Below are 14,364 nucleotides of genomic sequence, written 5' to 3' on the forward strand. Positions count from 1 at the left end.
ACCGCGTCTTTTTCGTGATCGAGTTAAAGTTAATCAATTTTAGCGATTTTATTTAGTAAAATTTTTACTAAAATCCCTGTAATGATGTTTTACTCCACAGGGAGATCGCATGAACCGCTGGGAAAATATTCAACTCACGCACGAGAACCGGCTACCGCCGCGTGCTTACTTTTTCTCTTATCCGTCCGTCACCGAAGCGCGCTCCTTTGTTCGCGAGAGCAGCAGCCTGTTTCAGCTGCTGAGCGGGCAGTGGAATTTCCGCTTTTTTGATAATCCGCTGCGGGTGCCGGAAGCCTTTACCACAGAGTTAATGGCTGACTGGGGCACCATTACCGTTCCCGGCATGTGGCAGATGGAAGGCCACGGTAAGCTGCAGTACACCGATGAAGGCTTCCCCTTCCCCATTGATGTGCCCTATGTCCCGACCGACAACCCGACCGGCGCCTATCAGCGTACCTTTACCCTTGGCGAAGGCTGGCAGGGTAAGCAGACGCTGATTAAGTTTGACGGCGTTGAGACCTATTTCGAAGTGTACGTAAACGGTCGCTACATCGGTTTTAGCAAAGGCAGCCGCCTGACCGCCGAGTTCGACATCAGCAGCGCCGTTCACAGCGGGGACAACCTGCTCTGCGTGCGTGTGATGCAGTGGGCAGACTCCACCTACGTTGAAGATCAAGACATGTGGTGGTCGGCGGGGATTTTCCGCGACGTCTACCTGGTGGGCAAAACGCTGGCGCACGTCGAAGATTTTACCGTCAGAACCGATTTCAGTGACGACTACCAGAGCGCAACCCTCTCCTGCGATGTCGTGCTGGAAAACCTTGCGCCGCAGTCCGCTCAGCTATCGCTGGAATATGCCCTGTATGACGGAGAACAGTGCTTACATGAGGGACACCTGCCCCACCTGAACGTCACCGATCGTCATCAGGCGCAGTTCAGCATGGTGGTAAAGCACCCGCGCGCCTGGTCGGCGGAAGATCCGTATCTGTACCATCTGGTGATGACGGTGAAAAACGCGCAGGGTGAGATCCTCGAAGTTATCCCACAGCGCGTAGGTTTCCGCGATATCAAAGTGCGCAACGGTCTGTTTTACGTTAACAATCGCTATCTGATGCTGCACGGCGTAAACCGCCACGATAACGATCATCTGAAAGGCCGTGCGGTGGGAATGGATCGCGTCGAACGCGATCTGGTGCTGATGAAGCAGCACAACATCAACTCGGTGCGTACCGCCCACTACCCTAACGATCCGCGCTTCTACGAGCTGTGCGACATCTACGGCCTGTTCGTGATGGCGGAAACCGACGTCGAATCCCACGGTTTTGCCAACGTCGGCGATCTGAGCCGCATCACCGACGATCCGCTGTGGGAGCCGGTTTACGTAGAGCGCATCGTGCGCCATATCCACGCCCAGAAGAACCATCCATCAATCATCATCTGGTCGCTCGGTAACGAATCCGGCTACGGCTGCAACATCCGCGCGATGAATCTGGCGGCTAAAGCGCTCGACGACACGCGCCTGATTCACTACGAAGAGGATCGCGACGCCGAAGTGGTGGATATCATCTCCACCATGTACACCCGCGTGCCGCTGATGAACGAGTTCGGCGAATACCCGCACGCCAAACCGCGCATTATCTGTGAATACGCCCACGCGATGGGCAACGGCCCCGGCGGGCTAACGGAATACCAGAACGTGTTCTACCGCCATGACAGCATTCAGGGTCACTACGTCTGGGAGTGGTGCGATCACGGTATTCAGGCTCACGATGCCGAAGGACGGGAATATTATCGTTTTGGCGGCGACTACGGCGACTACCCGAACAACTACAACTTCTGCCTCGACGGCCTGATTTATTCCGATCAAACCCCGGGCCCGGGCCTGAAAGAGTACAAACAGGTTATTGCCCCGGTGAAGGTGAGCGCAGGGGATCTGAAACGCGGCGAGCTGCGTATTGATAACAAGCTGTGGTTCACCACGCTTGATGATTACACCCTGCAGGTTGAAGTGCGCGCCGAAGGCGAAACGCTCTCCAGCCAGCGGCTGAAAGTTCCCGATCTGGCGCCAAACAGCGGTCGTTCACTGACGTTTGCGCGGCCAATGCTCGACGAGCGTGAAGCCTTCGTCAACGTGCGCGTCACCCGCGATTCCCGCACCCGCTACAGCGACGCTAACGCTGAAATTGCCGTCTATCAGTTCCCGCTAAAAGCGCGCACCGCGAACGCCGCGCAATGGGCTAACCCGAACGCCACGCCGCTTATCGTCGATGATAAACGTCTTGAATACGTTATCAGCGGGCATAACTTCCGCGTGGTGTTCTCACGAGTCAACGGCAAGCTCACCAGCTGGCAGGTCAACGGCGAAGAGCGCATCACCCGCGAGCCGAAGATCAATTTCTTCAAACCGATGATTGATAACCACAAGCAGGAGTACGAAGGGCTGTGGCAGCCGAATCATCTGCAGATCATGCAGGAGCATCTGCGTGCATTCAGCGTGGAAGCACAGGAAGACGCGGTGCTTATCACCACCCGCAGCATCATCGCCCCGCCGGTGTTTGATTTTGGTATGCGCTGCACCTATCGCTGGCGCTTGGCGGCAGATGGTCAGCTCAACGTCGAGCTCTCCGGCGAGCGCTACGGCGATTACCCGCACATCATTCCGTGCATCGGCTTCACCCTCGGTATTAACGGTGATTTTGACCAGGTGGCGTACTACGGACGTGGCCCCGGTGAAAACTACCCCGACAGCCAGCAGGCCAACATTATCGATATCTGGCGCAGCAGCGTGGCGGCGATGTTTGAGAACTACCCGTTCCCGCAGAACAACGGCAACCGCCAGCACGTGCGCTGGGCATCGCTCACCAACCGCCACGGTAGCGGGCTGCTGGTTATCCCGCAGGAGCCTGTCCATTTCAGCGCCTGGCCGTATCGCGCCGAAGATATCCACGCGGCGCAGCACTGTAATGAGCTGATGCCGGCCGGTGATATCACGCTCAATATCGACCATCAGCTATTGGGCCTTGGCTCGAACTCCTGGGGCAGCGAGGTACTCGACAGCTGGCGCGTCCGGTTCGCGCCCTTCCGTTACGGCTTTACCCTGCTGCCACTGGAAGGCGGTTCTGCCACCTCGCAGGCGCTTGCCGGACACCGTTTTGGCAATGGCTTCTTTTCCACGAATTCGCACAGCGAGGCAGACCAATGAGAATCATCGATAACCTGGAGCAGTTCCGCGAACGCTATCCTTCCGGGCGGAAGTGGCAGCGCTGTATTGAAGCGATTGAGAACATCGGCAACATCCAGCCCGGCGTGGCGCATTCGATTGGTGATTCACTGGCCTATCGCGTCACCACGGACACCACCACCGACGCGCTGTTCGTCGGTCATCGCCGCTACTTCGAGGTGCATTACTACCTGCAGGGCGCGCAAAAAATTGAAGTGGCGGAGAAAAGCCAGCTGCAGGAGGTGGAATGCTACCGCGACGAAACCGATCGTGAATACCTGAAGGGCTGCGGAGACACCGTGCAGGTGCACGAAGGCCAGATGGTGATTTGTGATATCGATGAGGCTTACCGCTTCATCAGCGATACCCCAGTAAAAAAAGTCGTACTCAAAGTGACCATCGAAGACGGTTACTTCCATAACAAATAACAAAACCGGTGGCGCCAAAGCAGCGCCACCACACTCCCCTGTACCCGGAGAACGCTATGTCAGATACGAAGCGTAATACCATCGGCAAATTCGGCCTGCTGTCGCTGACGTTTGCCGCCGTGTTTAGTTTTAACAACGTCATCAATAACAATATTGAGCTTGGACTGGCGTCAGCGCCGATGTTCTTCCTGGCAACCCTGTTCTACTTTATTCCCTTCTGTTTGATCATCGCCGAATTTGTGGCGCTGAATAAAAACTCCGAAGCCGGAGTATATGCGTGGGTGAAAAGTTCTCTCGGCGGGCGCTGGGCGTTTATTACTGCCTACACCTACTGGTTTGTGAACCTGTTTTTCTTTACCTCGTTATTACCGCGCGTAATTGCCTACGCTTCCTATGCGTTTCTCGGGTATGAGTACATTCTGACGCCATTTGCCACCACGGTGCTGAGCATGGTGCTGTTTGCCTTCTCCACGTGGGTGTCGACCAACGGCGCGAAAATGCTCGGGCCAATCACCTCGGTCACCTCCACGCTAATGCTGTTGCTGACACTTTCCTATATTTTACTGGCAGGCGCGGCGCTGCTCGGCGGCGTGCAGCCGGTGGATCCGATAACCGTGGATGCGATGATCCCGAACTTCAGCTGGGCGTTCCTCGGTATTACCACCTGGATCTTCATGGCCGCCGGGGGCGCTGAGTCGGTGGCGGTGTACGTCAACGACGTAAAAGGCGGCTCAAAATCGTTCGTGAAGGTCATCATCCTCGCCGGGATCTTCATCGGCGTGCTGTACTCCATCTCTTCGGTACTGATTAACGTCTTTATCAGCAGCAAAGAGCTGAAGTTTACCGGCGGATCGGTACAGGTGTTCCACGGACTGGCGGCGCACTTCGGCCTGCCGGAAGTGCTGATGAACCGCTTTGTCGGCCTGGTTTCCTTCACCGCGATGTTTGGCTCACTGCTGATGTGGACCGCCACGCCGGTGAAAATCTTCTTCTCGGAAATTCCTTCCGGTATTTTTGGTAAGAAGACCGTTGAGCTGAACGAGAACGGCGTTCCGGCGCGCGCGGCGTGGATCCAGTATTTAATCGTTATCCCGCTGATGATTATCCCGACGCTTGGCTCCAATACCGCTCAGGATCTGATGAATACGGTGATCAACATGACCGCTGCAGCCTCGATGCTGCCGCCGCTGTTCATCATGCTCGCCTATCTCAACCTGCGCCGTAAGCTCGACCACCTGCCGCGTGATTTCCGCATGGGTTCGCGCACCACCGGCATCGTGGTGGTATCGATGCTGATTGTGATTTTCACCATTGGCTTTGTGGCCTCAACCTTCCCGACCGGTGGCAACATTCTGACGATTATTTTCTATAACGTCGGCGGCATCGTCCTGTTCCTTGGCTTTGCCTGGTGGAAATACAGCAAATACATCAAGGGGCTATCCCGACAAGAACAAGAAATAGAGGCCGCACCTGCCTCCACCTCCACCATTCAATAAAAAAATAAAAACAGCTTCAGGCATTCCTTCATCTCACTGGAATGAGTCTATGAAAAAACAGGTTAATCTTTACAGGGCACTCTGTGCCCTGTCCTTTTGCTGCGCCCTTCCGGCAGGAGCAGAAGAAGTTCGCCCGGCGGAGCACGACGACACCCGCACGCCGGAGCTGAACCAGATCTCGTATCGCTTTTACGGCGAGATGGGGCTTGGCGGCTACATGGATTTAGAGGGGCCGGACAAGCATAAGTACAGCGATGGCACCTATATTGAAGGCGGGCTGGAGGTCAAACATGGCGCCTGGTTCGGCCTGATTTATGGGGAAGGCTGGACGGTGCAGGCAGACAGCCAGGGCAATGCCTGGGCGGCAGGCCATAGCTGGGGCGGTTTTGAGGGCGGGCTTAACCGTTTGTACGGTGGCTACCGCAGCGACAACGGCACCGAGACGATGCTCAGCCTGCGCCAGGACTCCTCGCTTGACGACCTGCAGTGGTGGGGCGATTTCACCCCCGATCTCGGCTACGTCATCCCGAACACTCGCGACATTATGTATGCGCTGAAGGTGCAGAATCTAACGGGCAAGCTCCGCTACAGCGTGACCGCGACGCCCGCAGGGCACCATAACGAAAGCACCGCCGTGCTGCACTTTGGCAAATACGACCGCTATGACGATAAGTACACCTATCCGGCAATGATGAACGGCTACGTCCAGTATGACCTCGTCGAAGGCGTGACCTGGATGAACGGGCTGGAAGTCACCGACGGCACCGGACAGCTGTTTTTAACCGGGCTGCTGTCGCCAAACTTCGCCGCCCGCGCCTGGCACCATACTGGCCGCGCTAAAGGGCAAAATGTCCCCGGCAGCGAAAGCGGTTTTATGCTGAGTGCCATGATTGAAGCGCTAAAAGGGGTGTACCTCTCCACCGCCTGGAGCTACGCAAAGCATCGACCGGATCACGAAGCGGATGAGACCACCTCGTTTGCCCAGTTCGGGATCTGGTATGAGTACGGTGGCGGGCGTTTTGCCACCGCCTTCGACAGCCGGTTCTACATGCAAAACGCCTCGGGCAATCCGAGCGATAAAGTTTTCCTGATGCAATATTTCTACTGGTAAGGGACGCAACCGCAATGAAATTTAACACCACTCTGGCGCCGCTCGCCTGCGCCCTGCTGCTCAGCTTTTCCGCTCATGCCGTCACCGCTAACGATTTTAAAAACGTGATTAATCGCACCGGTGCGCCGCAGTACATGCATGATTTTGATTATGACGACCACCAGCGCTTTAACCCGTTCTTCGACCTTGGTGCCTGGCACGGACACCTGCTGCCGGACGGCCCACAGACCCAGGGCGGATTCCCCGGCCCGGCGCTGCTGACCGAAGAGTACATCAACTTTATGGCGACCAATTTTGACCGGCTGACGGTGTACCAAAACGGTAAGAAGGTCGATTTCACCCTGAAGGCGTGGAGCATTCCCGGCGCGCTGATGCAAACGCTGAGCGCTCCCTCCGTGCAGGTGACGATGACGTTGCGCTTTGCAAGCCCTCACACCTCGCTGCTGGAAACCCGCATCACCAGCGACGCGCCGCTGACCCTGGTGTGGGACGGTGAACTACTGGAAAAGCTTGAAGCCAAAGAGGGGAAACCGCTGTCAGATAAGACTATCGACGGCGCGTTTCCTGGCTATCAGCGTAAAATCATCGCCACGCCGGACGGCCTGAAAGTGACCTTCGGGAAAGTGCGCGCCGCCTCGGACCTGCTGACCTCCGGCGCATCGGAATATCAGCTGCATCGTTCCCTTCCGACCACGACCCGCGTTGAGGGTCATCGCTTCACCAGCACCGCTAAAATCAACGGCTCCACCACCCTCTACACGACCTATTCGCATCTGTTAACCGCCGCGCAGGTGAGCCACGAAAAGGCACAAATCCGCGATATTCTGGCCCGACCGGCGTTCTATCTGCAGGCTTCTGCTCAGCGCTGGGAAGATTATCTGAAACAGGGGCTGAATAATCCGGACGCCACGCCGGAGCAGACCCGCGTGGCGGTGAAAGCCATCGAGACGTTGAACGGTAACTGGCGCTCGCCGGGCGGGGCGTTACGCCACAACACCGTGACGCCATCGGTGACCGGGCGCTGGTTCTCCGGCAACCAGACCTGGCCGTGGGATACCTGGAAGCAGGCCTACGCCATGGCGCACTTTAACCCGCAGATAGCGAAAGAAAATATCCGCACGGTATTCTCCTGGCAGATTAAACCTGACGACCCGGTACGCCCGCAGGATGCCGGGTTTATTCCCGATCTCATCGCCTGGAACCTGAGCCCGGAGCGCGGCGGTGACGGGGGCAACTGGAACGAACGCAATACCAAGCCGAGCCTGGCGGCGTGGTCGGTGATGGAGGTGTATAACGTCACCAAAGACAAAGCCTGGCTCGAAGAGATGTATCCGAAGCTGGTGGCCTATCACGACTGGTGGCTACGCAACCGCGATCACAACGGTAACGGCGTGCCGGAATACGGCGCGACCCGCGATAAAGCGCACACCGGCAGCGATGCGCCAATCCTCACCGCCGCCTCGTGGGAATCCGGGCGCGACGACGCCGCCAACTTTGGTTTTATCGATAAAGACCAGCTGGATAAGTACGTGGCAAACGGGGGTAAACGCAGCGACTGGACGGTAAAAGTGGCGGAGAACCGCAGCCCACAGGGCACGCTGCTCGGCTATTCGTTGCTGCAGGAGTCGGTGGACCAGGCAAGCTACATGTACAGCGACAATCACTACCTCGCACAGATGGCAACCATTCTTGGCAAACCCGCCGACGCTGAACGCTACCAGAAGCTGGCAAAGCGCCTCGCCGACTACATCAACACCTGCATGTTCGATAAGCAAAGCGGCTTCTATTACGACATTCGTATCGAAGACAAACCGCTGGCTAACGGCTGCGCGGGCAAACCTATCGTCGAGCGCGGTAAGGGCCCGGAAGGCTGGTCGCCGCTGTTTAACGGCGCAGCAACCCAGGAACACGCCGATGCGGTAGTGGCGGTGATGCTTGACCCGAAAGAGTTTAATACCTTCGTACCGCTCGGCACCGCGGCGCTCACCAACCCGGCGTTTGGCCCGGACATCTACTGGCGTGGCCGGGTATGGGTGGATCAGTTCTGGTTTGGCTTAAAGGGCATGGCGCAGTACGGCCACCGCGAAGAGGCGCTAGCGCTCGCTGACACCTTCTTCCGCCACGCCAAAGGCCTGACCGCCGACGGCCCGATTCAGGAGAACTACAACCCGCTGACCGGCGATCAGCAGGGTGCGCCGAACTTCTCGTGGAGCGCTGCGCATTTGTATATGTTGTATAACGAGTTTTTCAGAAAACAGTAATTTCCCCCTCACCCCAGCCCTCTCCCAAAGGGAGAGGGTCAGGGTGAGGGTGGTGTTAACCGTTACACTTCCGGCAACAGCCCTACAAAGCTGCGTTTTTTGCGCGGCTCCGACATCAGTTCCTCGAGCTTATCCACGCAGGCCAGATAGTGCGGCGTTTGCTTGTGCGCCAGCACCGCGTCATCGTTCTGGTAGGCTTCGTAGATAAAGAAACGGGTCTTCACCCGTGGGTCCTGCAGCACGTCAAAGCGCAGGTTGCCCGGCTCTTTAACAGAGCCTTCATGGTTAGCGCGAAACACCTCGAGAAACTCGTCTACTCGCTCCGGTTTAATATTGATTTCTACCAGCGTTACGTTCATTTTGCTTCTCCCTGTTTTTCCTCCTGCCAGAACTGGTATGCCTCGCGCGGATGCATATTCTCATGCACCACTTTCTTCACCGCCTTCAGCATCGCGCGCGGTGCGCTGGACTGGAAGATATTGCGCCCCATGTCCACCCCTGAAGCCCCCTGGTCAATGGCGCGCCAGCACATCTCCAGCGCCTCGTGCTCGGGCAATTTTTTGCCACCGGCGATAACAATCGGCACCGGGCAACTGGCGGTAACTTTCTCAAAGCCCTCTTCCACAAAGTAGGTTTTCACAAACTGCGCGCCCATTTCGGCGGCAATTCGGCTGGCCAGTGAGAAGTAGCGGGCATCGCGCGCCATCTGCGTCCCAACCCCGGTCACTGCCAGCACCGGCATGCCGTAGCGGTTCCCGGCATCCACCAGCTTAATGATGTTGTTGATCGACTGATGCTCATGGGGGCTGCCGATGTACACCTGAGCGGCCACCGCGCAAACGTTGAGGCGCAGCGCATCTTCCATCGCCACCGCCACGCACTCGTTCGAGAGCTCCGTCAGAATTGAATTACCGCCCGAAGCACGCAGCACCACCGGCTTGTTGGTGGCCGCGGGCACCTGGCTTCTCAGGATCCCGCGGGTACACATCAGCACGTCGGTTTCGGCAAACAGCGGGGCGATAGAGAGATCGATACGCTCAAGCCCGGTGGTCGGTCCCTGGAAGTAACCATGGTCGAAGGCCAGCATCACCGTCCGGTTGCTTTGCGGATTAAAAATCCGCGCCAGCCGCGACTGCATCCCCCAGTCCAGTGAGCCACACCCTTTCAGCGTAAAGGGTACGTTTTGCTGTGGCACACCGATGCCAAAGTCTTTTCCGTCTTTGATGTCATCTAAATCAGCCATCTTTCCCCCAATCAGAAATCGTAGTTGTTGATGTTCTCTTTAGTGAACACCACGCGTTGCGGCAGCAACACAATGCCGTTGCCTTTTGCTTCGTACTGGTAACCCTGCACGCTGTTCGGTTCGACCTTCAGCGCACCGATGTCCTTCACGTCCACGCTGTCACCCGGGTTAAGATCGCCTTTTTTCAACAAATGATCGGCGACATTGACCGCAATTTTGCCCTGTTGCACCACATCCCACAGACCGAAGGCTTTTACCGTGCCGCGTTCAACATAAGGGCGCATTACGTTTGGCGTGCTGAAGCCGACAATCGCCACCCCTTCTCGCTTCAGGTTTTCCGCCGCCTGAGCCGCCGCCGGGAGGGCGTTGGCATCCGGAGCGATAATTGCATCGAGATCCGGGTACGCTTTCAGAATGCCTTCTGCGGTTTGCAGCGACTTGGTGGCATCGTTATAGCCAAACTGGGTGGTGACTATCTGCCACTGCGGGTGTTCTTTTTCGATTTTAGCCTTCGCCTCTTTTACCCACTGGTTCTGGTCGGTGACCGTCGGGCTTGAGTAGAAGAACGCAACTTTGGCATTCGGCTTAGTGACCTGTTTTTCGGCCATCTCCACCAGCAGGCCACCGAGCTGCTGCGGAGTGCCCTGGTTGATGTAAATGCTGCGGCATTCAGGTTTGGTGTCGGAATCCCAGGTCAGCACTTTCACACCGCGCTGCATGGCACGCTTGAGCGCCGGGCACAGACCGTCCGGCGATACCGCCGAGACGATAATCGCGTTGTAACCCTGGTTAACGAAGTTATTGATGAGCTGCACCTGCCCTGAAACGCTTGGCTCCGTCGGGCCATCGTAGGTAACGTCTGTCCCCAGCGCTTTACCCGCTTCCTTCGCTCCGTTGCCGCCGCTGGTGAAAAAGCCCACGCCGACCAGCTTTGGAATAAACGCGATGCGATCTGCCGCCTGGGCCACCGCCACGCTCATAGCCAACGCCAGCGCGCTCAGCTGCACTATCTGTTTTGCTTTCATCTCATGCTCCACTTGTTTTTCGCGAGTGAACCCGACGCCAGGCCGTGCGCACCCATTCACGGTGCAGGCTCAGCGAACGTCCCATGACCACCACAACTAACAGCGCCCCAGACAGCGCGCTCGACACCTGATTGGGGATACCAACCATCTGTAAACCTTGCTGCAAATAGCCCACCAGCAGCGCCGCCAGCGCGGTACCGATAACCGAGCCAGAACCCCCATATATATTGGCGCCGCCCAGCACCGCCGCCGTCAGCGCCGGCATCAGTAGATCGCGCCCGAGGTCAGAACGCGCGGAGCCGAAATAAGAGACCATCACCAGCGCCGCAATGGCCGACGCCACGCCCACCAGGCCATACAGCGCGTAAGGCAGGCCGTTTACCGACAGCGCGGCATAGCGCGCGGCACGCGAGTTTTGCCCGAGTAGAAACAGATGACGACCAAAGCGCCCGCGGTGGGCAATCAGCCAGAACGCCAGCGTGATGACGGCAAACAGCACCAGCGGCACCGGCAGCCCGAGCAGCGTCTGGTTGGCGAATGCGGTGAAGCTGTCCGGGAAGCCGCCAATCCCTTCGTACCCCGTCGCCCCGGCCATGCCAGAGAGCAGCAGCGCCGCGCCGCCGTAGAGGTACAGCGTACCAAGCGTTATCACCAGCGGGCTGATGCCGGTGTAATGGATGAGCGCGGCGTTAAACAGGCCGCACAGCAGGCCGACCAGCAGCGTCAGCGGAACGGCCGCAACCATCGGCACGCCGGACTGCATCATCACCCCCAGGGCGATAGCGCACAGGCCAACCGTTGAGCCGAGCGAAATATCGATTCCGCCGCTGACGATAACCAGCGTCAGCGGTAGCGCGACAATACCGATACAGATGAAGTCGCTGGTGCTGAACAGCAGCAGGTTGACGTCGAGCATGCGTGGATTGATGGCGCCGAACAGCAGGATCTCGAGCACCAGCAACAGCAGCAGTACGCTTTCCCAGGTCAGCTTCATTTACGCCACCTCTTTGTCTTTGCGCTTAGTAAATGGGGTCACGTTTTTACCGCCTTTATTACCCGGCTGAAAGCGGCTGTATTTCAGCGCCCGCTGGTGGCGCATCAGCGCCTGACGCAGGCGCCCGTCGAGCACCAGAACGCCAAGCAGCACCAGACCGGCAATGAAGTCGTTCCACCACGCCGGGAGTTTGAACAGCACCAGTACGGTGTCGATTTGAGTGAGGAAAAAGGCGCCGAGGAAGGCACCAATCAGCGTACCGGTGCCGCCCAGCAGCGAAATCCCGCCGAGCACGCAGGCGGCGATAGCCTTCATCTCCAGCCCGCTACCGGTCTGATTTGGTACGAAACCGATTTGCGCAGCGAACACCACCCCGGCGCAGGCGGCCAGCACACCGTTGAGCGTAAAGGCAATCATCCGCGTACGGTTCACCGCCACGCCGAGCTGGCGCGCGGCGGCAAGGTTATCGCCCACGGCATAGAAATCGCGGCCAAAGGCGGTGCGCGACAGCATCCACGCCCCTGCCAGCAACAGCAGCAACACCAGCACGCCCAGCGGCGAAACGCCTACCGCCAGCGGTTCAGAAAGCGACTTCAGGCTGGCGGGCAACCCTTCAATCCACTTCCCGCCGGTCCACAGCAGCATTGCCCCGCGATACAGCCCCAGGGTGCCAAGGGTGGCGACAATCGCCGGGATCCGCAGCCCCACCACCAGCAGTCCATTAAACGCCCCCGCCAGCGCCCCGATGCTTAGCGCGAAGGCCATTGCCAGCGGCAGGCTGTAGCCATTATTCAGCGCAACGCCAACCGCAATGGCGCACAGCCCTACCGTTGAGCCTACCGAAACGTCGATGTTGCGCGTCAGCATCACAAGCGTTGCCCCCAGCGCCAGCAGCGCGAGGATCTGACTACTGGCAAAGATCATCGCCACGGTCTGCAGGCTGAAGTAGGCCGGGTTCAGCGCCACCAGCAGGGCAAACAGCGCAAGAATGGCAAGAAACGCGCTGAGCTCGCGATTTTTAAGTAACCTCTTCATGCTTGTCCTCCGAAGGCCAGCGCCATCATCCGATCGACGCTCACCGCCTGCTGCGCCAGTTCACCGTTGAGCACGCCCTGATGCATCACCAGCACCCGATCCGCAAGCCCGGGAAACTCGTCGAGATCGCTTGAAATCATCAGCACCGCCACGTTCTGCGCCGCCACGCTGCGCAGCAGCTGGTAAATATCCGCCCGGGCAGAAACGTCTACGCCGCGGGTCGGCTCATCGACGATAAGCAGCAGTGGGTTGGCTTCCAGGCAGCGCGCCAGCAGCACCTTCTGCTGATTGCCGCCGGAGAGCGTGCGCACCTGCTGTTCGGCATCGTTCAGTTTTATCCCCAGCGCCCGGTGGTAGCGCTCCACCACCGCCGCCTCGCGTTTCTGCTGCTGCCAGAGCGACGGCTCGTTCAGCGCCACCGTGTTCCAGCGTACCGGCGCATCCAGAAACAGCCCGGAAACTTGTCGGTCTTCAGGCAGATACACCAGTCCTCGCGCCAGCCGCGCCGCCGTCGACAGGCTGCCAATCTCCTGATTCTCCAGCCATATCCGCCCACCGCGCGCAGGCCGCAGGCCATACAGCGTTTCGGCGAATTCGGTCCGCCCGGAGCCCACCAGCCCCGCAAGGCCGACTATCTCACCGGCGTAGATCTCAAGGCTGAGATCGATAAACCCTTCCCCGGTGAGCGTTTCAACGCGCAGCACCGGAAAATCCTGCGCCTGGGTGCGGCGATTGCCGGGCAGCGACAGCCACAGTTTTTGCGTGTCGCTCAGCGTTTGCTCCCGGCTGACGGGGGTCATAGCGGTGATTAGCGCAGCATCGTCGTAGCGGTGAGTTTCACCGCTCAGCACCACCGCGCCATCACGCATCACCGACACATGGCTTGCGAGCTTGCGGATCTCCGGCAGCTTGTGGGAAATAAAGACGATCCCCACGCCTGACCCCTGCAACGCGCGGATCTGGCGAAACAGCCTGTCCGTTTCTCCCGGCGTCAGCGAGGCGGTCGGTTCGTCGAGGATCAGGATCTGCGCCCGGCGCATCAGACCGCGCAGGATCTCCACCATTTGCTGATCCGCCACTTCAAGCGTGCTGGCCGCCGCCGTCAGGTTGATCTGGCAGCTAAGCTGCTGCATCTTCGCGGCGAGCTGCTCGTCGAGATCCTCCGTGCGCGGCAGACGGAACAAAATGTTTTCGCGAACGCTAAGGTTCGGAAACAGCATCGGCTCCTGCGGCACCAGGTAGATCCCCTGCTGGTGCGCCTGAGCGGGCGTGAGGCGGGTAAACGTGGTGCCGTTGATGCACAGTTCGCCGTCGTCCGGCGTTTCCACCCCGGCGATAATTTTCATCAGCGTCGATTTGCCCGCGCCATTGCCCCCCATCAGCGCGTGTACCTGCCCGGCAAACAGGGTGAAATCAATCGCTTTCAGCACCGGCACGCCGGAGAACGCTTTGCGGATAGCCTTCGCTTCGATCAGTGGGGTCATCATCACTCCGCATTTGAACAAATGATTTTTAGATTTAATAATGTTCAAAAGCGTAGACCCTGAACTA

At 58.3% G+C, this 14,364-nt stretch carries 11 protein-coding genes; 5 read left to right on the forward strand and 6 right to left on the reverse strand.

Features of this window, described 5'->3' with window-relative positions; all coding sequences use genetic code 11:
• The first annotated feature begins 109 nt into the window (after positions 1-109).
• From ebgA to ygjK, 5 genes are read left to right on the forward strand one after another with little or no spacing between them, the layout of a single operon-like run.
• Positions 110-3,202, forward strand: a complete 3,093-nt coding sequence (ebgA, locus tag C7387_RS14070) for a beta-galactosidase subunit alpha (RefSeq protein WP_120816926.1) — start codon at positions 110-112, stop codon at positions 3,200-3,202.
• Positions 3,199-3,648: a beta-galactosidase subunit beta gene (locus C7387_RS14075; RefSeq protein ID WP_120816927.1), complete on the forward strand. Its 450-nt coding sequence runs from the start codon at positions 3,199-3,201 to the stop codon at positions 3,646-3,648. The genes ebgA and C7387_RS14075 overlap by 4 nt, the downstream gene beginning before the upstream one ends.
• Positions 3,649-3,704: 56 nt before the next feature.
• A complete protein-coding gene (locus C7387_RS14080; protein WP_006818216.1) occupies positions 3,705-5,144 on the forward strand; it encodes an amino acid permease in 1,440 nt (479 codons plus the stop codon).
• A gap of 49 nt (positions 5,145-5,193) precedes the next feature.
• A complete protein-coding gene (gene ygjJ / locus C7387_RS14085; protein ID WP_120816928.1) occupies positions 5,194-6,255 on the forward strand; it encodes a protein YgjJ in 1,062 nt (353 codons plus the stop codon).
• Positions 6,256-6,269: 14 nt separating this feature from the next.
• Complete coding sequence (gene ygjK, locus C7387_RS14090; RefSeq protein ID WP_120816929.1) at positions 6,270-8,516, forward strand: alpha-glucosidase; 2,247 nt, start codon at positions 6,270-6,272, stop codon at positions 8,514-8,516.
• Between the two features lie 62 nt (positions 8,517-8,578).
• Here the strand turns inward: ygjK and lsrG are convergent, their stop codons facing one another.
• From lsrG to lsrA, 6 genes are read right to left on the reverse strand one after another with little or no spacing between them, the layout of a single operon-like run.
• Entirely contained in the window at positions 8,579-8,875 is a 297-nt protein-coding gene (gene lsrG / locus C7387_RS14095) for a (4S)-4-hydroxy-5-phosphonooxypentane-2,3-dione isomerase (RefSeq protein ID WP_006818213.1), read from the reverse strand.
• Positions 8,872-9,759, reverse strand: a complete 888-nt coding sequence (lsrF, locus tag C7387_RS14100; RefSeq protein ID WP_006818212.1) for a 3-hydroxy-5-phosphonooxypentane-2,4-dione thiolase — start codon at positions 9,757-9,759, stop codon at positions 8,872-8,874. Before lsrF ends, lsrG begins: the two co-directional genes overlap by 4 nt.
• An 11-nt stretch (positions 9,760-9,770) precedes the next feature.
• The gene (gene lsrB / locus C7387_RS14105) at positions 9,771-10,784 is read right to left on the reverse strand and encodes an autoinducer 2 ABC transporter substrate-binding protein LsrB (RefSeq protein WP_038255909.1); all 1,014 of its coding nucleotides are present in this window, start codon (positions 10,782-10,784) and stop codon (positions 9,771-9,773) included.
• 1 nt (position 10,785) lies between these two features.
• On the reverse strand, positions 10,786-11,778 hold the full coding sequence (lsrD, locus tag C7387_RS14110) for an autoinducer 2 ABC transporter permease LsrD (RefSeq protein WP_120816930.1): 993 nt from the start codon (positions 11,776-11,778) through the stop codon (positions 10,786-10,788).
• Positions 11,779-12,813: an autoinducer 2 ABC transporter permease LsrC gene (lsrC, locus tag C7387_RS14115; protein ID WP_120816931.1), complete on the reverse strand. Its 1,035-nt coding sequence runs from the start codon at positions 12,811-12,813 to the stop codon at positions 11,779-11,781. It lies immediately after the preceding gene.
• Complete coding sequence (gene lsrA / locus C7387_RS14120) at positions 12,810-14,297, reverse strand: autoinducer 2 ABC transporter ATP-binding protein LsrA (protein ID WP_120816932.1); 1,488 nt, start codon at positions 14,295-14,297, stop codon at positions 12,810-12,812. The genes lsrC and lsrA overlap by 4 nt, the downstream gene beginning before the upstream one ends.
• Positions 14,298-14,364: the final 67 nt, after the last annotated feature.

The organism is Yokenella regensburgei, assembly GCF_003634235.1.
GTDB lineage: Bacteria > Pseudomonadota > Gammaproteobacteria > Enterobacterales > Enterobacteriaceae > Yokenella > Yokenella regensburgei.